The sequence below is a fragment of the Rhodanobacter sp. FW510-R10 genome, assembly GCF_058781105.1.
In genome coordinates, this window is sequence record NZ_JBYSWL010000002.1 from 78,344 (window position 1) to 99,842 (window position 21,499).

Below are 21,499 nucleotides of genomic sequence, written 5' to 3' on the forward strand. Positions count from 1 at the left end.
ATCGCAAGGGCGCGTGAGACGGTGGATAGGTCTCCACCACAAAGGTCCGCGCCATGTCCAACGCCACCGATATGATCCGTCTTGAGTGCTTCAAGGGGGGCAGCTCCAAGTTCTACGAGATCATCCTGGAGCAGTCTGGCCAGGCTGACGATTACAAGGTCGTCACCCGCTACGGGCGCATCGGCACCTCGGGCGCATCGGCGGCGAAGTTCGAACACCTGACGCTTGCCCAAGCCGAGCGGGAACGCGAAAAGATCGTGCGCGAGAAGGAGCGCAAGGGCTACGAGGTGATCCGCCGCACCGGCGCGGCGAGCGCGTCATCCGCCGCCCCCAGCGCCTCATTGGCGTCGGCTGTTCCAGCACGTCCGCGGCTGGAGGTTGACCTCCAGCTGGCCGCGCCCTCGGCGCTTGACACGGACACCCTGATCGAGGGGCGCACCTACCTGATGCAGGAAAAGCACGATGGCGTGCGCGCGCTGCTCTCGGGTATGGCAGGCGTGGCGATCCTGCGCAACAAGCGCGGCCGATTGCTGGACGTGCCCGCCGGCGTCGCCGCCTTTGCCGAGGCCGCGCTCACCGGCGACGGGGAAACGATCCTCGACGCGGAACTGGTCGGCGATCGGCTATTCATTTTCGACCTGCTGATGCTCAATGGCGAGGACATGCGCGGGGAGGGATTCCGCCGTCGTTACGCGACCCTTGAAGGGCTGGTGCTGCCTCATGTCGAACACGTCACGCTTAGCCCGGCGTTCTCCTTCCCGACCTCCAAGCGCGCCAACCACGATGCCCTGCTCGCCGCCGGCGCAGAGGGCGTGGTGTTCAAGTGCGGATCGGCTCCCTATGCAGGCGGACGCAGCGCGGGCAACGGTGATTGCCTCAAGGTGAAGTTCGTCGAGTCCGCGACCGTGCGCGTGAAAGCACCGCACGCGACCAAGCGCAGCGTCGCCATCGAAATGCTCGACGGTGAGTCGTGGGTGGACGTGGGCAACGTGACGATTCCGCCGAACCATCCCATTCCGGCGGCGTCAGCTCACGTAGAGGTTCTGTATCTATACGCATACCGGGGAGGTTCGCTCTACCAGCCCGTCTACAAGGGCGAGCGCGATGACGTGTCTGATGCCGACTGTGCCATCGGCCAGTTGAAGTTCAAAGCCGAAAGCCGCCTCGCTGCGTGAGGACTTTCGCCGGCTTCTTTGGCGCGCGGCGCCCTACGCTCCAATAGAAGCACATTCCACGGAGAACACCATGACCTTCTTGAACACCCTCAAGCCAGTCCTGCGCGGCCAATCGGCTGTTACCTTCCGACTGACCGCAACCGAGGAGGGCGGTTTCCGCCTGTTGGTGACGCCGAGTCTGCAAGGCATCGACGCCGACACCGACGACGTGGAGCTGGCCCACCTACAAGCGCTCCTTGCCGCGCCCTTTACGCTTGCGCTTCCCGCTGGCGCCGACCTCGATCAGGCGCTCGCCGACGCGGTGGCGCAGTTCCAGTCACTGCGCGAGCCGAAGCTCAACGAGCTGGACGCGCTGCGTGCCCGCATGGCGGCTGCCGACGCCGATGCCAAAAAGCGTGCAGACGAAGCCAAGGAAGCGGCCAAGGACGCAGCGAAAGCCAAAGCCGCCAAGGGCAAGACCGCGCCGGCGAAGGTAGCTCCAAAGCCTCAACCGGCCCCGCCTCCGACTGGCGACATGTTCGGCTTGCCGGCCGATGCGCCGCCGCCAGCCGCCGACTCCACCGCCGCAGCGGCCACCCTCGTCGAGAGCGAAGGCACCGATGACGCGGACACCGAGGAGGAAGCGGCATGAGCGACGTCGCCACGATTACCCGCATGCAGCGCCGGTTCCGCTTTGGTGCGACTGTGCTGGAGGACATTGACCCGAGCCTGGCGCCGTCCGAAGTCCTCGCCCTGTACGTGCCCAGCTACGGCTTCCTCGCGCAAGCGACGCTCGGGGAGCCGACGAACGAAGGAGACTACCTCGTCTACCCGGTACTCAAGCCGGCTGTCCACACCAAGGGCGCGTCGCGCCCTTCGCGCGCCCAGCGAGCGGCGGCGGATAAGGCCATCGAAGGCATCCGGCATTGGGCCGGCACCAACGAGGACGTGTCCACGTCCGACCGCTGGAAGGCAGTGTTCGAGCTGACGCGGCATGCCGCCACCAGCGCGCCCGCCGCTGTCGATTCCGCTTACCTGCCGATGGTTTGACGATGACGCTCTGGTCGCCCCCACGCATCAGCAAGTCCGCGCTCGTCGCCACGCGTGCCGCGTTCGCGCCGCTGGCCAACGGGCTGGGAAGCGCGGCGCGCGGCGCGGCGGCGCGGCGGGCGATCCATGGCCTGCGTGCGGGCCGCGTCACGCCCGGCCAGGTCGAGCTGGCGCTTGCAAGCGGGGAGGGCGGGCTGCTGGCCTTGCTCGCCAACTGCGCCGCGCTGCCGCAAGCGCCCACCGTTGAGGGAAAGGCGCTGGCAAGTGTCACCACTCGCAGCCTCTTGTCGCGCCCGACCATTGAAGCTCTGCTGGTGTGGTGCCGCGCGCTGCTGTCCGAAGGCTACGTGTCGGTCGAGGAACTGGATTCGCTCAACGCGAGCCGGAACGCCCCGGACATACTGCGGCTCGTGGTCACCGGCTGGAACCGCATGGTTGACGCCGTTGTGGACGGCATGGGGTTGTCTCCGCCCGTGTCGGCGCGCTGCGCCTACACGCTCGCGCCGGCATCGGTGCTGCGCGCCATGGAGGAAGCGTCCGGTCAGGTCTACGGGATCGACCAGCTGTTCGACGAGGGAAAGGACTGTGATGGCGTCGTCACAATCACCGACGCATGGCCTTGCGTCGATCTGATGGCCGACCCGGCGACCGACCCGGCGTTCTACGGTGCGCTCTGTCACGCGTGGGATTCGGCAGCCTCCAAGTGCGGCCTACTCGTTTCCAGTGGCGATACAGATGGCTATCTGGGAGGCATGCTCACTGAGGCGCTTCACGACCTGGGTCGCACGGCGACATGGGACGGCGACGTGCCCCATTTTGAGACGGAGGCCATGGAGTGGGCTATCGAGGAGATTGGCTGGTTCGCGCCCGAGGAGTTTCCCGATGTGGCCGCGACGTTCCTGCGCCACGCTAAGCACGACCGGGCGGCGCGCGCGATGGACACGAGGGCGATGGACTCGGCGCTGGCCGGCGATGCGGAAAGGACGGCGCTGGTCGCGCGGCTGCGCGGGATCGCCGATTCGCTTCCGGCAAGACCGCGCCGTTCAACGCGCAGCCGTGCCCGATCTCAGACCTTCTATTCGACCGAAGGGCAGGAGCACTTCTGCGCGCTATTGCCGCGCCACGCCGGGCTGGCGTCGATGTACGAGGCCCAGTTGCAAGAGGCTTCCAGCGAAAGCGCTGTGTTCTTCGCGGCCCATGACGCGCAAGACCCTGCACAACTTCTGGCTGTGGCGAAGGAAGGGATCATGCAGGTCGCAGCGGCGTCCGCCGCGCTGTCCTACGTTCAGGAGTACAACGATGCCACGTCCTCTCGTTGACACAGTGACCGACGCCTCCTTGGGGCGAGTCGGGCAGATTCAGACGACCTTCGCACTGCTGTTCCATAGCCGCGCGCACTCCAACAGCCTCGAAGTGGTTACCGCCCATCGCGTCGATACCATCAAGGGCGCGCCGGTTATCGGCGCAGGTCGGCCGATCACGCCGGAGGATGAGCGCAAGGTCCAGCTTCTGCTGCTGTCGCGCCGCGAAGACCCAGCCCCGATGCAGGTGTTCCCCGCGCATCTTCTGTTCTGCGATGCAACCCGCCTGGTCTGGTGGCAACCCTCGCAGGTACGCCCGATGTACTTGCGCGACACCGAGGGCAAGCCCTCCGTGATTGTGACGCGCTGGCCGAACCTGATCTTCCACGTGACCGACCGGAGCCTGTCCGTGGCCACGTTCGATGGCGAGGGCAGGCCCGATGCCACCACGCGCCTGCTCCATTCGACGCTGCCCAACATCTACCAGGACACATCGGTCTGCACTGGCAACGCAATGCTGCCGGTGGGTCCGGCGGTGGAGGAAATGGACCGCTGGGAGGCGGTGATCTTCGAGACGGCGTTCACGCACTCGAACAACCCGACGGCGCTTCGTCGTGGTCGCGCGAAAGAGCCGATGGACGTGGAAGCCTTCTGGCGCGCGCGCGATGGCGTGGTCGATGCGTTCCCCTACAGGCGCGCGGCAGATACGGGCGTCACGCTGGGCGCGTGGATCGCCGAAGGCGGTCGGGCGTGAGCGCAGCCGTCGATCCTCGCGACGCAGTTTTGCAGGCCGCGTTCCCCACGGTGCCAGTACCGCGCTTCGGCGCGCTGCCTGACCTTCCAGTGGGTTGCAAGCGCCTGCTCGTGGCCTCCGATGGCCTGTATCTGGAAGTGCGCAGCTCCGCGCTCCATGCGCGCCTGCGGCTGGCCTGCGCGGACACGCCCAACGGCGCGTGCAGCGAGTTCCTCACCCCGGCGGGCGGTCGGCTGGATCGAAACTGGATCGGCAAGCTGGTCGAGCTGGCGCTGGCCGGTGGCGACAGCGAAGTGGCCAGCGGCATTGTGTTGGGCGAGGACGGCTGGCTCCTTCATCGTCCGCAGACGATCTCCTCCTCTGGTGCCCACATCACGTACCGCGACGACTTTGAGGACGACACGCTGCTGGTGGACATGCACAGCCACGGCGCGCACGACGCCTTCTTTTCATCTACCGATGACGCCGGTGACCTAGCCCGGCCCGGCCCGTATTTAGCGGTCGTTCTTGGGCGCTGCCAATCGCGTGCGAGCCTGTCGTGGGTGGTGCGTTTCGTCTGCGCGCCGTATCTGATTGCGCTCGACACCGAGCGCCTCACCGACTTGGGTTGCCTCTGATGGGTTCCTTCACCATTCCTGCCTCGTTGGTCGGCGGCACGCGCCGCCCCCGCGTGATGATCGTCGGCGTCGGCGGCACGGGAAGCCACTTCGCCGAGGCGTTCGCGCGACTCCAGCATACCGTCATGGCGCTCGGACATCCTGGCTTCGAGGTAACGCTCGTGGACGGTGATCGCGTTAGCCAATCGAACGTCGGCCGTCAACGCTTCTATGCGTCCGATACTGGGTTGTCGAAGGCACTTTGCCTCGTCCACCGGATCAACATGGCGTTCGGATTCGACTGGGAAGCCAGCCACGGTTACTTCAAGCCCAAGAGCCTCGGCGACGTCCGAACCCCTGACCTCCTCGTGATTTGCACCGACAAGGCACTGCTGCGCGCTGAGATCGGGAGCCACATGGCAAAGCGGCCCAGCGAGGCGCTCTGGGCTGACTTCGGCAACGGTGCGGCGAAGGGGCAGGTTTGCCTCGGCCACCTTGGCAAGCCGGCGGCCAGCGAGCGCCTTCCGAACGTGTTCGACCTGTATCCGGAGCTCTCGCAAATGGAGCGTGCCGATCGAGAGGAGCCGTCCTGCTCGATGGCCGAAGCGATCACGCGGCAAGAGTTCCCGATCAACCAACAGGTCGCCCAACTGGGTATCGCACTCCTGTGGACGCTCCTGCGCAAAGGGTCGCTCGACCATCACGGCTACTTCGTGGAAACGACGCCCTTTGTCCAGACGCGACCGATGATGATCGACCCGGTGGCGTGGTCGTTCTACGGGTACGAGGCACCCAAGGCAGCCCGGCGTGCGCGTGCAAAGCGTGCGGCTGCTGGCTGATCGGGGAAGAAAAGGCAGCGAGATAAGAGGGTGGTTTCAAAACGCGGCCCAAGTTTGAGGCGCGCGAAGATGATTCACGATTGTTGCGAGTGTCGAACGGCCCCTATGACCGACACCGTATCCAACCAACCAGAGGAGTTAACCATGGCCAGTCGCGGCGTCAACCGAGTCATCATCGTCGGCAACCTCGGAGCCGATCCCGAAACCCGCTACGCCAGCAGCGGCACCGCCATCACCAGCCTTCGGGTCGCCACGAGCGAACAGTGGACCGACAAGCAGAGCGGTGAGAAGCAGGAACGCACCGAGTGGCACCGCGTCAAGATGTTCGGAAAGTTGGCCGAAATCGCCGGCGAGTACCTGAAAAAGGGCCGGCAGGTCTACGTCGAAGGTTCGCTGCGTACGGAGAAGTACACCGACAAGGAAGGCATCGAGCGCTACTCCACCGACATTGTCGCCAGCGAAATGCAGATGCTCGGCGGCGGTCAGGATCGCCAGGACGACGGGGATCACGACGGCGGCCGGCAGGGTCAGCAGGGCAACGGCCAGCAGCGCGGGCACGGCGGTGGGCAGTCGCGCGGCAATGGCAACGGCGGGAACGGAAACCAGAACCGTGGCGGCAGCCAAGGCAATCAGGGCAATGGTCAGGGTCGCTACGACAACCGGAACGGCAACCAGAATCAGGGCCGCGGCAATGGCGGCGGCTATGGCGGCAATGACCATGCCAGCGCAGGAAATAGCAGCTTCTCAGATGATGAAATACCGTTCTAGATCAGTCACTTAGCGCACATCTTAAAGCCATCCACGCGAGCCATTCCAAGTACCCACTACCATGCTCCGACTCATTCTCACCGTCGTCTTTGTCGTCCTCTGTGTCCTCGTGGTGGGCGCTTTGATCGGACTCGGCCGGCGCGCTCCGAACCGGCGCCGTCCGGCGAAGCGTGAGAGTGAGCGGAGCGGGGGCGGGGACGCGAAGCTCAAGGCGTAGTGCGCGTGGCCAAGGGATCGCAGGGAAACGAAAGCACGGCACTCGCCGTGCTCTCGTCATTTGGTGTCACCAGGCCTTGGCACCCGCCCCTGCTGCTGCCGACGTCCTACGACGACTTCACCGAGCCATTGACCGACCTGCGCGACGTTGAGCCAGGCGTCCCGTGTGCCGTCCACGTCCACGCGGTAGACGCGCCCACCCGAGCCGGACGCGGCATCCCTCGCGTGACATTTCTGGTATCTGACCGCACCGGCGAGCGCTGGCGTGTGACGCTGTTTGGGGATGACCCTGCGCTTGGCGAAGGCATCTTGCGCGGCGCGGAGCTGCTGATGCTCGTGGTCGGCAAGGAGTGGCGCGGCGAGCTGGGCCTAACGTGCAAGGAGAACGTCGATCTGCACTGGCTGGGCAAAGTGCGTCCGCTGTATCCCGGTCGGGGTGCTGACCGCGAGCGCACGCGGGCGATCGTCCGCACATTCCTGCCCGGCAACGTCCAGCACGCATCGGCTTATGTGGCCAGGCACCTGGAACCCATCGCACAAGTGCAGCACCTGCTGGCTGCAGTGGGCTGCGAGGGATGGTCCTTGGAGGACGTGATCTGGCAGACCCACGAACCGAAGTCGCTTGCCTATGCCGACCATGCACGTCGTGCCTACCTCGAACTGGCCGCGCTTGGCGCCATCCATCGTTCGCAGTCCGGTCATGACCCGCAGCCGGCGGCGCCACTGGTTCTGGCGACACTGAGTAGTCGCGCCTCCGCTTTTCCTGGCCAACTCACCAGCGACCAGCGTGTCGCCGTCAAGGGTATCGCGCAGGAGCTTGCGCAGCCGGTCGCCATGCGCGCGGTCTTGGCCGCTGACGTCGGTACGGGCAAGAGCTGGGTGGCCGAGCTGCTGGCGGCCGCGTCGGCCGACGCCGGTGGCCGCACGCTCATCATGGCTCCGACGTATCCCTTGGCGGTGCAGCTCGCGGAGGAGTTCCAACGCATCTTCCCTGACATCCCCTGCGTCCTGGTGGCCGATGGGCATGACGATTCCCAGGCGGCTGCGGCAACGGTGGTCGTGGGCACAAGCGCCGTGCTCACCCGGTCGCTGGGCGAATTTGCGCTGGTGGTGGTCGACGAGCAGCAACGGTGGTCGCGTGGCCAGCGCGAGCACTACGTCACCACGCGCACGCACCTGCTGGAGATGTCGGCCACCTGCATCCCACGCACGCAGGCGCTCATCCGATTCGGCAAAGTGGCCGTGTTCCAGATGCGCGAGACGCACGCGAAGAAGGAGATCCACACGCACCTGTGGGAGGGAAGCGGCGCGCCGATGTTCGCCCACGTCAAAGCCGCGATCGACGCGGGCCGACCGATCATGGTCGTGTACCCCAAGCGCGAGTCCGAGGACGACTGCAAAAAGAAGAGGTCCAAGGGCAAGGCAGCGGGCCAGATCGACGATCGGCACAGCATCGAGGAGGCGTTCCCCCGCTGGGACTCCATGTACCCGGGTCGGGTTCGTGCCATGACGGGCGAAGACGACAACGAGGCCAAGCGCGCCGGCATCGACGACCTCAAGGAAGGGCGTGCGCAGATCCTGTTGACGACGACGGTGGTCGAAGTGGGGATTTCCGTGGCCAACCTCTACGACATTGTGGTCGTCCACCCTGACCGCTATGGCATCACGACGCTTCACCAGCTGCGCGGGCGCGTGGCGCGCAACGGCGGCGTCGGGCACTGTCACCTGTGGTGTCCCGAGCCGATGTCCGCCAAGACCCGTGAGCGCCTGGAGGTGGTGGTCAGCACCACCGACGGATTCGAGCTCGCCGAGGCCGACCTGCGCATCCGCGGCACGGGCGACCTGGGCGCCGAGTCTTCTACCCAGTCGGGCGCGGACGAGACGCTGTTGTTCGGCGCGCCGTTGACGGTCGAGCTGATCGAGGACGTGAGCGCGATCTGGGATCACTTCATGTCCGGCCCGGACGGAGCGACCGACGGAGCCAGAAAACGCGCGCCCTAAAAGGGTTCCTTTTCCAGCGCCGTGCCGGACAGCGACGCCTAGCCTTTACCGATCCGTTGCTACTGGATCGACCGCAATGCCCACGTCCCGCCTGGCACTCGCCATCATGCTGGCCATTCCGGCCGTCTACGCCCGAACGGCCCGAGCTGACCCATTCCTTGCATTGATCCGGGCGCCGATGGTCACCGACACCATGGATGGCGTCGGAGGCAGCAGTACTCCGTGGGCCGGTCTCGAACCCAGCGAGGGGCCGCGCCCCGCGCAGGACGCCGTCCCGTCTGCGGTGGCCCGCGCTGTCACCGCGCTGCCGGCGCGCACGGTCCATGAGCCGACGACGAGAGCGGGGGTTCGCGCGGCGCCGAGGCATGCGTTGACCAAGGCGCCGGCGGCGAAGAAACACACCGCGCAGGCGAGGGCGATGCCCGCAACCCTGCCGCGGGCGGTGGTGCCGACGCGCAGCGCTGCGTCGCCCACCGATGCGCAGATCATCGAGCGGCTGCGAAAGGAGTTGGCGACGAAGGATGCCGAGATCGCCGCCCTTCGCGCGGAGCTGACCGCCTCCCGCGCCGCGGCGACGGTGCAGCTGGTGCCGGCGACGAAGGAAAGCCCCACCGTGATCGCGCTGAGCGCAAGCCAGCTCAACAGGGAGGGAATGGCGGCCATGAGTGCCGGCAACTATCCCGTTGCAGTGGACAAGTTCCGTCGCGCGGCCGATCTCAACGACGTCGCCGCGATCGCCAACCTGGGCACGATGTACTTGAACGGCTCCGGCGTCGCGCGCGATCCATTCCAGGCGCTGCAGCTGCTGGTGCGCGCTGCCAACGGCGGAAACCGTACCGCCGCCGAGAATCTGGGCACGCTCTCTGAATACGGCATCGGCGGCGTCGCGCAGAACCCGGTTCGGGCGTACCAGTGGTACCAGGTCGCCGCGCGACTGGGGAGCGTCACCGTCCAGACCTCCATGGCGCGGATCAGGGCGCAGGGCAACTGACGCTTCATTGCAGAACATCCCGTGATTTGGTGACCCCCGAATCGCGTGTGAAGGTTTGAACGCGGGCAGGGAGCCCAGCGGCACTGGCCGTCGAGATAGGGATGTTGCAGGAAGTGCGCCCACACGGAAGGGGCACGGCACCAGCACGCGGCAGGAGCTGCGGCCGGATGCCGGCGAAGGCATCGGCACAGGTGTCCACGGAGGGCCGGCTGGAAGCACATCGTCTGCGGGGCCATGGATGGCGTCGCGGGCACCCCACACCACCACCACTCGCCACGGCGAGCTGCACCTTTCAACCACAGGGAGAAACCCATGAAGATCCTCGGCTCCATTGCGCTGCTCGGCGCGCTCATGATCCTCGGCGGCTGCGCCGCGACGCAGGTGGCGATCAGCAAGCACGAGCTCGTCGTGCAGAACAAGATGTCCGAGAGCGTGTTCCTGACGCCGACCGCGGACAAGAGCATCTATGTCGAAGTGCGCAACACCACGGACAAGCCCGGCTTCAACTTCGACGCCCAGGTCAAGTCTGCTATCGAGCGTCGCGGCTACCACGTGGTGACCAATCCGGACGAGGCGCACTTCATGCTGCAGGCCAACGTGCTGCAGGTCGGTCAGAGCAGCCAGACGGCCTCGCAGGCCGGCTTTGGTGGGGGCTTTGGCTCGCCCCTCGACGGCGCGCTGACGGGCGTTGCGGCGGCGGCTGTGCTGAACAACAACATCGGCGGTCGCGGCCTCGGTGCCATCGGACTGGCGGCAGGTGCAGCCGACTTCATCGCCGGCAGCATGGTCAAGGACGTCTACTACTCGGCCATCGTCGACATCCAGATCTCCGAGCGCACCAAGGCCACTGTGCACGTCAGCGGCGATCAGGACCTCTCGCAGGGCGCGTCCGGTGGCGAGCACGTGAGCTACGACGAAACGTCCAATTTCAAGCGCTACCGCACTCGCGTCCTGTCCTCCGCCAACAAGGTGAACCTCAAGTGGGAGGACGCCGAACCGGTCATCATCAGCGGGCTGGCGCAGAGCGTGAGCGGCATCTTCTGATTCCCGTCGCACCTTCGCCGTGGAAAGGCGGCCGTCCCTTCGGGGGCGGCTTTTTTCTTCTTTAGTCACTGTTATACGCGACGTGTATAATTAGTCGTCGCCAGTCTAATGGGAGCTAATCAGCATGGGTATCAGCGTCGACCTGCCTTATTTTCCGCGCACCGGGCTGCTGGAGGACGTGGCCAAGGTCTATGAAAGTGGACTCAAGCAAGGCGTCACTCTTTTCGCGCCGCGCCGACACGGCAAGACCTCCTTCGTGAAGCACGAGCTGCTTCCGTTCGCGGCAGAGACGCTTGGCTGGCAGACCATCTACATCGACTTGTGGGCACGCCGCGACGTGCCCGACCTCGCCCTTGTGGAAGCCTTGGAAGCCGAGTTGGAAAAGCGGCAGTCCGGTTGGCGCCGCAAGCTCAAGCTGGCCAAAATCAAGACGCGGGCGAAAACGCCGGTGGCGGACGTCGAGTCTACGATGGTTCCCGTGGGATTCGAGGCTGAGGACGCACTTGAGAACCGTCTCGCGCATGCTCTGGCGGCCGTCGTGGACGGGAAGCCAACCCTGCTGGTGCTGGATGAGGTGCAGGCGCTCGCCGGCGTGAAGCGGGAGAACTTCGTGGCCGCCTTTCGGACAGCGCTACAGAAGCTCGCCGGCACACTGTTCGTCTTCTACACCGGCTCGTCCCGCGACGGGTTGAACCAGATGTTTCGCATTCAGCGCGCTCCGTTGTTCGAATCGGCAATGGCGCTGCCGCTGCCGGCACTGGGCAACGATTTCGTCGATGATCGGCTCGCGTTCCTTGCCGATCGTTCGCGTGCGCGCGTGAGCCGAAAGGCATTGCGGGACGCCTTTGTCGCCTTGGGCGGCACGCCTGAGTACCTCAACGAGTTGGTGCTGACTCTCCTGATCGCGAACGACGGCAACGTGGTCAAAGCGCTGGACTCGTGGCAAGCCGCCCGCGAGAAAGCTGGCGCCCATATCGCCCTCGAGGGACTGCGGCCGCTCGACCACGCGGTGCTGGCGCTACTCGCCGAACCGAAGCATCCGAGCGTGTACGGCGCCGATGGTCTGGGCTTCATGTCGAAACGCATGGCGGGCCAAGTAGTGAAGGCGAGCAGCGTGCAAGGCGCAATGCGCAAGCTGGCTAAGCGCGGCCTGGTCGCGCCGACCGGTCGAACCGGCGAATATGAGATTGAAGATCCGGTGCTGCTCCTGCAACTGCGAGCGGATGCCAAAACCCGCGACTGACAACCGGGCCTTTCGCAACCGGACGGAGAAGTCGCCGCCGGACAATGAACCCACGTGCTTAACGTGGGTGACATCGTGTTCCAAGCAATCAGGAAGCTCTTCGGCAGCACCAACCCGGTGGCGGTCCACACGGTCGCCCCGGCGCCGTCAGCTGGCTCGCCGGTGGCCCCCTTCACGCCACCCACCAATGCGCCACACTTCAACGGCGTGCCGATCCCAAGTTACCCGGACAAGGGTCTCGCTGTGCCGGCCGTGCCACCGGCGATCCTGCTGGAGAGTCAGCGCGCGCTGATCGACGACTTGCAGCGCGCATCGAGCATGTCCCACGAGGACTTCCAGGCGCTGCTGCTGCCGGCGATCGAGTCCTACGCGGCCTACGTCCATCTACTGCCTGCCTCCGAGGCTCACCACCATTGCGGCCAGGGCGGGCTGCTGCGGCACGGCATCGAGTGCGCGTTCTACGCCGCCCTCAAGTGCGAGTCCACCGTGTTCGCCCTCGACCACCCGCCATCGACGCGCAAGCACCTGGAGCCGCGCTGGCGCATGGCGGCGATGCTTGGCGCGATGCTTCACGACATGGGCAAGCCGCTCGTCGACGTCGGCGCAATCGACGGCTCCGGCGACCTCATCTGGAACCCGCACACCTGCTCGCTGTTCACGTGGCTGGAGGAGCACCGGCTGGACTACTACCAGATCCACTGGCGTCCCGGAGCCCGGCACAAGCGCCACGAGGCGTTCACTGCGGCCCTGGTCTACCGGGTTATTCCGTCGGCCACGATGGTCTGGCTGGGCGACTACCACGGTCAGGAAGCGGTCGACGCCATGATGATGGCCTTGTCCGGCAGCTCCGACCCACGCAACCCGCTGGCCGCGATCATCAAAAGCGCCGACAGCGCGAGCGTGTCCCGAGACATCCAGGACGCCCGCACGCGCCAGGCCTCCAGCGGGCAAGGCGGTTCCCGCGGCGTGGCCGCACGCATCGTTCGCGCGATCCACGACAAGATCGAGATAGGCGAGTGGATCGTCAACAACGTCGACGCCGGGATCTATCGGACCACCGAAGGCCTTCTGGTGGCGTTCCCGGCAGTGGCCGTCAAGGCCATCCAGGCGCTGCGCGACGCCGGGGAGACGTCGATTCCGAACGAGCCGATGAAGATCCTCGAAATCCTGAACGACCACGGCTTCCTCAAACCCAACGTCCAGCCCGATGGCACGACGTACATGACCTGGCAGGCACAGGTGACGGTCAGCGATCGCGGGCAATCCATCCAGGTGCCGGTCACCGGCATGCTGTTCACGCGCGAGGAGTTGATTCCGAACTCGATCGTTCCGCCAACGGCGCTGGCGGTGCAGCTGCTGGACCCCAAGGGCAACGTGTTGGGCGGCACGGCCGCACCTGCCGTACCCAGCAACGCGGGAGCTGGCGTCGCGCCAGCGCCGACCGCGGCAACCTCCGCCGCAGTCGGCCCCGGTGCGACGCCCGCCCCCGACAGCGCGCCTTCGTTGGTGAACGAAGCACCCGCAGCCGACGCGACGCCGCCGGCAAACGAGCCTATCGCGGCCCCCGCCGACGAGGACGGATCGGCCTCTCCGGCGCCGCGTCGCAGTCCGACCCAGCGTGCGAACGGAAAGTCAGAAAAGAAGGGGACCAAGAAGGATCGTGCTGAGCTGGGGGCGAACATTCCGCTCCCGGAGGAACCCATGGACGGCTTCGAGGAGGAGGCGCCAGGCCAGGCGGACACGACGGTGCTGCAGGAGGAGCCGATGGTGCTGCGCAATCGCCAGCTGGAGGGTGACCTTCGCGACGAGCAGCTCAAGCAAGCTCGCGCCGATGCGGCCGCCAAGGATTGGCCGCCGGCGAACGCCGCGCGGGCGCAGGACTGGTTTGAGCAGAGCGGTCATTCGCCGGGCGGCCTGTACCTGGTTGCCATGGCCAACCGCGTCCAGCAAGGACAGCTGAAAGAGGGTAGAGACGTGTTCGAGCAGGACGGCCATCTGCACGCGCGCTTCCGCCAGGCGGTCGACGGCTTGGGCATCCCCCCGGCGGAACTGCACGCCATCTGGGACAAGCTGGGCTGGATCGTGCGCGATCCACGCACGCCGACACGCGGCACGGTGGAGATCCGCGTCGGCGATGCCACTGTGAACGCCATTCGGTTTTCCACGCAGGTGACCGAGGCGCTGCGGCTGCTGCTGCCGCTGGTGATCCCGACGGGGCAGGGTGCGACGACCGCGATCTTCCCGCTCGGCCCATACATCGGGGCACACATCTCCGCGCTGATCCGCAGCAAGTCCGCGCTGGAGGCCGCCGACAGCCCTCACTTCCGTCTGGCCTTTGGCCAGTACGCCCAGAAGACGCTGGCCGAGCGGATGATCGCGCCCGAGGCGGCCGAGGCCACCGTGTGGCGCAAGCTCGCTCGCGACTTCGCCAAGCAACACGGTCTGGTATCGACCATCTTTCAGCTGCACCTCATGGGCGCAGAGAACGCCTACCTGGTCGACAGTCGCGGTCCCGGCGCGGGCGGGGATCTGTCGACCACCCCCCTGCAGAAGAACGCCGCCTACAACGAAGCGCTCGACCAGCAGGCTGCCGCGGCCAATGTATCCGTCCAGGAGATCACGCGATGAGCGCTGCCGCCTTCACCTTCGAGGATCCGTTCCGCCCGATCTACGAGTACTACTCGGCGGCCGCATGGGGCTCCTCGGGGGTCATCACGGCCCTGATGGGGCTGGCCACGGACCTGCGTGCGCCAGCGTTCATCGCCTTCACGCTGTTCTGCTTCGCCATGGCGGTCCTGCGCGGAAAGCGCGCTTTACGCATGCGGGCCATCCAGAAGCACCTGTCAGGCCTGCCGCTGTCCTTCATGTCGCGCAGCCAACTGGACGGGATCATCGCCACCCGGAAGGATCGCATCTTCCTCGGGTACGGATTCCCGTGGACGCAAGAAGAGGCGCAGATGGCGCACACGATCCGTCGGCGCGATCCCGCGAAGCTGATCCCGCCGTCGGACGAGGAACTCGGCCAGGGCTGGATACACGGCCTGGGTGCGATCAACGAACGGCGCATCGAGATCCCGATCGGTCACACCGCCGGTCACATGTTGCTGGTGGGCACCACTCGCGCAGGCAAGAGCCGCATGCTCGACACGATCATCCACCAGGCGGTGGCGCGTGATGAGGCCGTGCTGATCTGGGACCCGAAGGGGGACAAGGGCTTGGCCACCTCTGCGTATCACGCGTGCCTGCGCCACAACAAGGGCAACGACTTCGTCTTCTTCCACCCAGCCTTCCCAGAGCACTGCTGGCGCCTCGATCCGCTCAAGAATTTCAATCGCGCCACCGAGCTGGCAACGCGCATCGCATCGCTGATTCCCTCCGAGACCGGTGCCGACCCGTTTACGGCCCACTCGTGGATGATCCTCACGAACCTGATCGAAGGCCTGTTGCTCCTCAATGCCAAGCCCACGCTCCGGCTGCTGAAGCGCTTCGTCGACAACGGTCCGGAATGGCTGGTGGCGCGAGCGTGCGAGGCGCACTTCGACAAGCATGTCCCGGACTGGCGCAAGGAGGCCGCGCAGTTCTTGAAGGCAAGCAAGGACGATAAGAGCCTGGCAGTGGCCTACGATAACTATTACCTGTCCGTGGTGCAGCGCCTGACCCCGAGCGGTGTGATCGAAGGCCTGCTCAGCGACCTCAAGCACGATCGCTCGCATCAGCAGAAGATGACCGCGAGCCTGACCCCTGTGCTTACGATGCTCACCGCCGGCACGCTGGGTGACCTGCTCTCGCCGGACACCAGCAACCTGGACGATCGCCGGCCCATCACCAACTTTGCCAACATCATCCGCAACGGCCAGGTTTGCTACCTCGGCCTGGACAGTCTGTCCGACTCCATGGTGGCGTCGGCCATCGGTTCGATGTTCATCTCCGATATGACGTCAGTGTCGGGCGACCGCTACAACTACGAGGACAACGCCGAGTTCATCAAGTTTCTGACCGCGAAGGGTGAGCCCTCGGCGTCGAGCACCGCGGCCGGCCCCAAGGAAAAGCTGCGCCCCGTCACGCTAATCATCGACGAAGCTTCCGAGCTGTGTTCGGACAAGATGATTCAGCTTCTCAACAAGGCCGGCGGCTCTCAGATTCGCCTGATCGTTGCCACGCAGACCTTCGCCGACTTCTCCGCGAAGGTGGGCAGCGAGGCGAAGGCGCGCATGGTGCTGGGCAACCTCAACAACAAGATTGTGCTGCGCACGATCGACGGCGGTACCCAGGAATACATCGCCGAGACGTTCCCACAGACGATGGTGCGCCACATCGAGTACTCGCAGGCGACCGACGCGAAGTCCGATACGCCCGGGGCCTTCGGCTACAAGCTGACTGAGGCGATGAAGGAAACCGAGGTACCCATCGTGTCACCCGATCTCTTGGGTTGCCTGCCCAACCTCGAGTTCTTCGCTCAAGTCAGCGGCGGAAAGCTGCTCAAGGGCCGCATTCCCATCCTCAACGATGATCCCGCGCCTGCGAAGGCCGCGTAAGGAGACCCCATGCTCAGCAAGGAACAGATCGCCCCGACCGCAATCACGCCGCCGGACGACGCGCGCGCGATGCTCGACACCCTGATGGACGCTCTGCGCATGACGGATGTGGCCAACGATCTTTTTGAGCGCATGCCGACCATCCACGAGGCGGCCTTGCGCCTCGTCTGGCTGGTGCCGCCAGGAGTCGTTTATCCATACACCCGAACGAGCGTTGCGGAGTACTGCCTTCGCGATGCAGTCCAGGCCGCCTCGGCTATGAAGGGCGACGTCGCTGTCGCGGTGTTTGTGTCGCACCTGGTGGCGAACGTGAGCCGACTCCTCGAGCTGGAAATCGGGACGGACGAGCAGCGCTGGAACCCCACCACCGACCTTCCGCTACTGGAATGGATGGATCGCCATGGCCAGGCGAGCGTGCGCGTGCTGCAGGGGGACGCCTACGAGCTCTATAGCCCACGTCGGTTCGCCGCAACCATTGCCTACCGTGTCCTCAATCCGCGCGACATGCGCTACGTCAGTGGCGACGCGCGCCATCGCGTCGTCGAGCACCGACTGGGAGAAGCCGCGTGAGTTCGACAGCCACCGGACGAGAACTGGCCCTGTGGAAGTGGGGCCTGATCTTCGTCACCATTTGGGCGATCCTCTACGTTGCCCTGGTGAAGGAAAGCTGGATCGAGCGGGAGATCCAGCTGGAGCGGGCAGGCACGCATGCCGTGCTGGGCGCAGTTGCCGCCGGCGAGGCCGAGGCCGCCGCCAAGGCAGTCTGGTACCCGACGTTCGTCCACTCGCGCGTGATCGAGGCGTCCTATCAGATCTTCACGCCGGGCGTGGAACATGACGAAGGCGATGCCGGCATCAACCGTCTCATCAAGCCGGTTCGCGAGTGGGCGGCGGCGCGCCTCAACGTCGCCTGGTCGCTGCTCTACCAGCTCATCGTGCGCCTTTGCGTGGTGGGGCTTTGGTGGAAGTTCGCCCTGGTGGTGGCGATTCCCTGCGCCGTGGACGGCGTGGTCATGCGCAAGGTGAAGGCGCTGACGTTCGGCATGGCGTCCCCCACGCTCTACGTGGCTGCGCGGCACGCCATGGTAGCGCTGCCTCTGCTGTCCATCCTGCTGTTGCTCTCGCCAATGCGGATCCACCCTTTGGCGGCGCCGATCATCATCGTGGGGATCAGCGCAGCCCTGTGGCTGACGATCGCGCATTTCGCGAAGCGGGCCTAGCGCCGAAGGTGGTGCACCAAGGACATCACGGTTCCGTGGTGTTCTTTGCCTTGCATCAGGCTGCATTACGTTGACACTCCCGTTGCGAACAGTGACTCGCCCACAGGCGGTGGGTCGCCCACGAGACCACAACAGGAAGCATCCGTGGCAGGCTCCGACCTGATCTCCGACAAAGCCGGCGGAAGTACACGGCCAACCTCGACCGCCGTGAATCACGGGTGGGCCGATCCCGTACTCGTATTCGGTTCCAATCGGGCCGGTAGGCATGGTCGCGGCGCTGCGGCGTTCGCGGCGCGTTGGCGGGGAGCCCGCATGGGACAAGGCAGCGGCCCGGCCGGTCAAAGCTACGCGATCCCGACAAAGGACGAGGCGTTGCATGTACTTCCCGTCAAAGCAATCGCCGCGGAGGTGGCAGCCTTCCTGGCTTATGCCCGGGAGCATGCGAGCCTTCGGTTTGACGTGTCCGCGATCGGGTGCGGCCTGGCCGGCTATCCCGACGAGACAATCGCGCCGCTTTTCGCTGACTCGCCATCGAACTGCCGACTACCGTACAAGTGGCAGCGCTTGCTCGACCCTGGTCTGCCGGCACGAGTGATCGTCGCCGGCAGCCGGTCGTTTAACGACGGGGCGCATCTTGCCTGGTCGCTGGACAGGCTGTTGGCCCGGCTGGACCAGGAGACGATCATACTCAGCGGCGGAGCGCGCGGCGCCGACACCCTGGGCGAGCGGTACGCGGTCGATCGAGGGCTGAGTTTGATGCGCGAGCCGGCCGACTGGGATCGGTACGGCCGTGCCGCCGGCATGATCCGTAATCAGCACATGAGCTTTCTTGCCTCGCATCTGGTCGCGTTCTGGGACGGTACCTCGCCCGGCACGCGCGCGATGATCGAGATAGCGCGGAACGATCGCCTGCAGGTACGGGTGGTGCCGACCTGACTTCGAGCAAGGGCGCCGGCCTACCGATCCGGCGCCCGGCCGTCCAGTCGTCAGAGGAGGTCAGCTTCCTTGAGGAACCGGGAGACCGGTGCCTTCTCGTTGATGACATAGGACAGGGTGAGGCTGCTCTTTGCGCGCGTCATACCCACGTAGAACAGGCGCCGCTCCTCTTCCAGCGGGCTGTTGCTGGAGGGGATCACTCCTTCCTCGCAGCCCATGATCCAGACGTTCGGGAACTCCAGCCCCTTCGACGAATGAAAGGTCATCAGGCGTACCGCCTCGCCATCCTTCTTTGATTCCTGCTGGAGCAGGAGCAGGCGCTGCTGGAGCGATCCGTGGATGCGCGCCAGCGCGGCCGCGCAGTTGTCCGTGCGCAGGTTGTCCTTCACCTGGTCTTCGGGCCGGCGGTCACGCTCGTAGAGACGGACGCTGGTCTTCATGTAGTGGGCCACGCCGTGCAGCGCGAGGTTCGTCTCGCCGCTGGCCAGCATCGCGCGCCACTGGTTCATGAGGATGCGAAGACGATCCTCGGGGTCCTTGGAGGAGCCGCCCTTCTTGGCGGCGAGGAATCGCTGGACGGCGCCGGCCTCGCGGCTGCGGTACTCAGCGTGCATCGCTTCAATGCGGCTCTCGGAGATACCGGAGCGCTTGAGGACCGGATCGAGATCGCCCATGGCACCGTTGCAAAGCGCGCGGCAGAGCGACAGGTACATCGCTGGCCCGCGCAGCTCCCAGAACGAGGTGCCGCCCGAACGGATCACGGGCAGTCGGCCTGCGATGAACTGTTCCACGAACTCAAGTTGCGCGTTGGTGCGTGCGAGCACGGCCCACGTGCCGGGCTTGCCAGAGGCGACGATCGCCTGGGCGATGGCCGAGCGTTCCTCCTCCTTGTCGGCGAACGGCTTGACCTGCACGGAGCCTTTGGTTTTGTTGGCCGTGTTGAGCGACTTGTGCACGCGCTCGGTGTTGAAGGCGATCAGGCGCGCCGCGGGCTCCATGATCTCCCGCGCGCAACGGTAGGTCGTGTCCAGACTCACGTGCGAGGCCTGCGTCAGGCGCCGGAAATCCTCCATGCCCTGGTAGCCCATCCCGAAGCGCCACTCGTAGATCGACTGGTCATCGTCGCCGACGACAGTGACGGCCGACCCCTGGCGAATGTGTTCTCGGATCCACGCAAACTGCACGGCGTCGGTGTCCTGGAACTCGTCCACCAGCATGTACGTGGCCTTGTACGCCGGGACACTGCCGTCGCGCATGCCGCGCACTGCCAGAAGCATCAGGTCGGCGAAGTCGGCCGAGCCGGTTTGGCGCAGCAACTCCTGGTAGCGCAGGTAGATGTCGACGCACGGTTCAAGGTCGTGGTTTGGCAGCACCGGATCGACCTGGGCCTTGATCCGGTCGACATAGGCACGCGCGTCGTCGAAGGTGATCTGCAGACTCGGATCCATCGTGTCGCGGTAGGCGCGCCGCAGAAGGTCGGTCTGTTGAAAGTCATTGATGAGGCGAAGTCGGATGTTCGCCTTGAGGAGCATCTTGCGGCTGAGCGCGTGGAAGGTTCCGGTGACCAGGCGGCTGCCGGCGCGCGGCACCTGCTGGCGGATCCGGTGCTCCAGTTCGGCGGCCGACTCGGCCGTGAAGGTGACGCCAAGGACGTTGGCTTCCGGATCGGATAAAAGATGCGCCGCGCGGTGTTCAAGCACCTTGGTCTTGCCGGAGCCTGGGCACGCCGTGACCAGGCAATGCCCCTGCATCCGAACCGCTTGCTCCTGCGCGGCGTTGAGCATCAGGCAACGGCCAGTGCCTGGGCCTCGACCTCGGTGTCCGCCTCGACCGGCTTGACGCCCTCGATCTTGGCCTTGGCCCGCTCGATGCGCTCGGCGTCACGCAGCATGCGATTCTCGCGCACCGCATTCTTTGCGCGGCGGCTCTTGACGTAGATCTCGCGCGCGAACGCCACCAGCAAGTTGCGGTACTGCTGCACCAGCTGGCTCTTCGTGCGGCGATTGATCGCCGCGGCGAACCAGAGCACGTCCAGTGTCTGTACCAAGGTGTCAAAGGTTTCGACCATGCTCGCGAAGCGACGGGCCTCGGGTGTGTACATGGCAACCTCGAAGCTTTCGACCTTGGTGTAGGCGGTCGGCGGCGTGGCAGCGACGGAGTCAGCCAGCGCCCTGATGCGTGCGAGCTCGTCGCCCATCTGCTTCTCGATCAGCTCGAAGCGGCTTTCGATGTCCTTCTCCGCAGCGGCCACCACGTCCACGTTGTCGGGAAGCGTGTGATAGAAGAAGTAGAGGGACTGCTGCGCTTTGACCAGGGCCATGTGGTAGACGTAGGCCGCCTTGTCCGTCTTGAGGTTGAGCTTGTACATCCAGAACGGTGTCGAGTGATCCGGGCGCCAGGTGGCTTCGTCCTCTCGGCGGCGACGCTTGGCAGCGGCAGCGGCGGCTCGATCATGCGTGGGTCGCGCAGGTGCGGTGTCGGCGGGCACTGCCGCCTGGGCTTGCTCGGTACTCATGGTGTACTCCTCGGCTAGGGTAGGGCCATTGTCGAGAGCCGCTACCCGTGCGCCGTGGCAAATTGACCGCGTTACGCCGCGCCGTTTCCGGTGGCGACGCAAGATCGAAGGCGTCGCGGCGTGCCTTTCGCGCGATTTTCGCCGGCGCGCGCAAAAGCCCTTGACAGCCACGCGATCCAGCCCATAACCTCACCCCATCGTTTTGACGAGCATGCTTTGCATGTCTCGATAGAGTGACGAGGTCCACTCTCTAATCCCGACCGTTCCTGTGCTCGACACAGGTCTCTGCTTCAACTCACGGCCTTCGTGCCGACGTCTTTCGCCACTGCTTCCAGC

Annotated in this window: 19 protein-coding genes; 17 read left to right on the forward strand and 2 right to left on the reverse strand. The window is 65.6% G+C overall.

Annotation, left to right across the window (positions count from 1 at the left end):
- The first annotated feature begins 53 nt into the window (after nt 1–53).
- The 17 genes from AC3WJB_RS15605 (at nt 54) to AC3WJB_RS15685 (ending at nt 18,648) form a co-directional block, all read left to right on the forward strand.
- Nucleotides 54–1,175 carry a WGR domain-containing protein gene (locus AC3WJB_RS15605; RefSeq protein ID WP_082824032.1) on the forward strand — a complete coding sequence of 374 codons (1,122 nt, stop codon included), beginning with the start codon at nt 54–56 and terminating at the stop codon, nt 1,173–1,175.
- A 79-nt stretch (nt 1,176–1,254) separates the two neighbouring features.
- Nucleotides 1,255–1,806, forward strand: a complete 552-nt coding sequence (locus AC3WJB_RS15610) for a hypothetical protein (protein ID WP_492683303.1) — start codon at nt 1,255–1,257, stop codon at nt 1,804–1,806.
- On the forward strand, nt 1,803–2,204 hold the full coding sequence (locus tag AC3WJB_RS15615) for a PRTRC system protein C (protein ID WP_068098714.1): 402 nt from the start codon (nt 1,803–1,805) through the stop codon (nt 2,202–2,204). Before AC3WJB_RS15610 ends, AC3WJB_RS15615 begins: the two co-directional genes overlap by 4 nt.
- A gap of 2 nt (nt 2,205–2,206) precedes the next feature.
- Nucleotides 2,207–3,523, forward strand: coding sequence for a hypothetical protein (locus AC3WJB_RS15620; protein WP_068098712.1), 1,317 nt, complete (start codon nt 2,207–2,209; stop codon nt 3,521–3,523).
- 4 nt (nt 3,524–3,527) lie between these two features.
- Nucleotides 3,528–4,259, forward strand: a complete 732-nt coding sequence (locus AC3WJB_RS15625) for a PRTRC system protein B (RefSeq protein WP_068098709.1) — start codon at nt 3,528–3,530, stop codon at nt 4,257–4,259.
- Entirely contained in the window at nt 4,256–4,876 is a 621-nt protein-coding gene (locus AC3WJB_RS15630) for a PRTRC system protein A (RefSeq protein ID WP_161487748.1), read from the forward strand. The genes AC3WJB_RS15625 and AC3WJB_RS15630 overlap by 4 nt, the downstream gene beginning before the upstream one ends.
- Nucleotides 4,876–5,694 carry a PRTRC system ThiF family protein gene (locus AC3WJB_RS15635; RefSeq protein WP_068098704.1) on the forward strand — a complete coding sequence of 273 codons (819 nt, stop codon included), beginning with the start codon at nt 4,876–4,878 and terminating at the stop codon, nt 5,692–5,694. Before AC3WJB_RS15630 ends, AC3WJB_RS15635 begins: the two co-directional genes overlap by 1 nt.
- A gap of 105 nt (nt 5,695–5,799) precedes the next feature.
- Complete coding sequence (gene ssb / locus AC3WJB_RS15640; protein ID WP_407071458.1) at nt 5,800–6,462, forward strand: single-stranded DNA-binding protein; 663 nt, start codon at nt 5,800–5,802, stop codon at nt 6,460–6,462.
- A 222-nt stretch (nt 6,463–6,684) separates the two neighbouring features.
- On the forward strand, nt 6,685–8,679 hold the full coding sequence (locus AC3WJB_RS15645) for a DEAD/DEAH box helicase (protein ID WP_153037842.1): 1,995 nt from the start codon (nt 6,685–6,687) through the stop codon (nt 8,677–8,679).
- Nucleotides 8,680–8,755: 76 nt separating this feature from the next.
- Entirely contained in the window at nt 8,756–9,670 is a 915-nt protein-coding gene (locus AC3WJB_RS15650; protein ID WP_082824030.1) for an SEL1-like repeat protein, read from the forward strand.
- Between the two features lie 312 nt (nt 9,671–9,982).
- Nucleotides 9,983–10,714: a complement resistance protein TraT gene (locus AC3WJB_RS15655; protein WP_068098695.1), complete on the forward strand. Its 732-nt coding sequence runs from the start codon at nt 9,983–9,985 to the stop codon at nt 10,712–10,714.
- 124 nt (nt 10,715–10,838) lie between these two features.
- Complete coding sequence (locus AC3WJB_RS15660; protein ID WP_068098693.1) at nt 10,839–11,957, forward strand: ATP-binding protein; 1,119 nt, start codon at nt 10,839–10,841, stop codon at nt 11,955–11,957.
- Nucleotides 11,958–12,032: 75 nt separating this feature from the next.
- Complete coding sequence (gene mobH / locus AC3WJB_RS15665) at nt 12,033–14,585, forward strand: MobH family relaxase (RefSeq protein ID WP_492683308.1); 2,553 nt, start codon at nt 12,033–12,035, stop codon at nt 14,583–14,585.
- Nucleotides 14,582–16,492: a conjugative transfer system coupling protein TraD gene (traD, locus tag AC3WJB_RS15670; protein ID WP_068098689.1), complete on the forward strand. Its 1,911-nt coding sequence runs from the start codon at nt 14,582–14,584 to the stop codon at nt 16,490–16,492. The genes mobH and traD overlap by 4 nt, the downstream gene beginning before the upstream one ends.
- Before the next feature lie 9 nt (nt 16,493–16,501).
- Nucleotides 16,502–17,062 (forward strand): hypothetical protein, encoded by a 561-nt coding sequence (locus AC3WJB_RS15675; protein WP_068098688.1) that lies wholly within the window; start codon nt 16,502–16,504, stop codon nt 17,060–17,062.
- Nucleotides 17,059–17,712, forward strand: coding sequence for an IncC plasmid conjugative DNA transfer DtrJ family protein (locus tag AC3WJB_RS15680; protein WP_068098686.1), 654 nt, complete (start codon nt 17,059–17,061; stop codon nt 17,710–17,712). Before AC3WJB_RS15675 ends, AC3WJB_RS15680 begins: the two co-directional genes overlap by 4 nt.
- A gap of 207 nt (nt 17,713–17,919) precedes the next feature.
- Nucleotides 17,920–18,648 (forward strand): A1S_2505 family phage non-structural protein, encoded by a 729-nt coding sequence (locus AC3WJB_RS15685; RefSeq protein WP_439653837.1) that lies wholly within the window; start codon nt 17,920–17,922, stop codon nt 18,646–18,648.
- Nucleotides 18,649–18,698: 50 nt separating this feature from the next.
- On the opposite strand, the gene AC3WJB_RS15690 is transcribed toward AC3WJB_RS15685, so the two are convergent.
- Nucleotides 18,699–20,432, reverse strand: coding sequence for an ATP-dependent helicase (locus tag AC3WJB_RS15690; protein ID WP_068098684.1), 1,734 nt, complete (start codon nt 20,430–20,432; stop codon nt 18,699–18,701).
- A complete protein-coding gene (locus AC3WJB_RS15695) occupies nt 20,432–21,163 on the reverse strand; it encodes a hypothetical protein (protein WP_153037841.1) in 732 nt (243 codons plus the stop codon). The genes AC3WJB_RS15690 and AC3WJB_RS15695 overlap by 1 nt, the downstream gene beginning before the upstream one ends.
- Nucleotides 21,164–21,499: the final 336 nt, after the last annotated feature.